Raw genomic sequence first — 913 nt, forward strand, 5'->3', positions numbered from 1 at the left:
GGCTTCGAGGTGGACCACCAGGAGGACTGGGGCCTGCCCCCGGTCTTCACCACCGTCCCCACCAGGAACAAGGTCGTCTTCCTCACCATCGACGACGGCTCCGAGAAGGACCCCCGGTTCCTCGAGATGATGCGGGACCTGAAGATCCCGTACACCGCGTTCCTCAGCGACTACCTGGTCAAGGACGACTACGGCTACTTCCGCAAGGCCCAGGCCTACGGCAACACCGTCAACAACCACACTCTGCACCACCCCTATCTGCCGGGGCTGTCCTACGACGAGCAGCGGCACGAGATCTGCGACATGCAGGACATCATGCAGAAGCAGTACGGCAAGCGCCCCACGGTCTTCCGCCCGCCCTACGGCAACTACAACCAGGACACCCTGGTCGCCGCCAAGTCCTGCGGCATCAAGTACGCGCCGATCTGGAACGAGGAGGTCTACGTCGACCACTGGGAGTTCCGCGAGGACGACCAGCAGCTGCGCCGCGGCGACATCGTGCTCACCCACTTCCGGGGCCGCGGCGACTGGGACGGCACGATGGTCGACGACATGCGCCGCTTCCTCAACAAGGTCACCCGTGAGGGCTACGCCGTGGCCCGCCTGGAGGACTACCTGTGACCCACCCGGGGGACCCCAGGTGAGCCGACCGGGGGAGGGCCCGCGGAGGACCCGGGAGCGGCGGCGCCCGGGTCCTGCCGCGGCCGGCGCCGTGGGGCTCTGCTCGGTCCTCCTGCTCGCGGGCTGCGCCCAGCCGTTCGATGGGGCCGACCGACTGTGCGCAGCCCGCGGCCAGGCGGACCGAGCAGGGCCCCACGGCGCCGGCCGCGGCAGGCCCCGGGCCCCGCCCCCCTAGGGTCCTCCGCGCTCCCTCCCCCGGCACGCTCACCTGGGGGCCCCCGGCCGCGGCACA

At 70.8% G+C, this 913-nt stretch carries 1 protein-coding gene; it reads left to right on the top strand.

Translation table 11 applies throughout. From position 1 onward, the window contains the following. Window positions 1–621, top strand: a 621-nt coding sequence (locus tag FRZ03_RS03225; protein WP_146463615.1) for a polysaccharide deacetylase family protein, incomplete at its 5' end; no start/stop codon positions are given. Window positions 622–913: the final 292 nt, after the last annotated feature.

The organism is Streptomyces misionensis, assembly GCF_007896895.1.
GTDB classification, from domain to species: domain Bacteria; phylum Actinomycetota; class Actinomycetes; order Streptomycetales; family Streptomycetaceae; genus Streptomyces; species Streptomyces misionensis_A.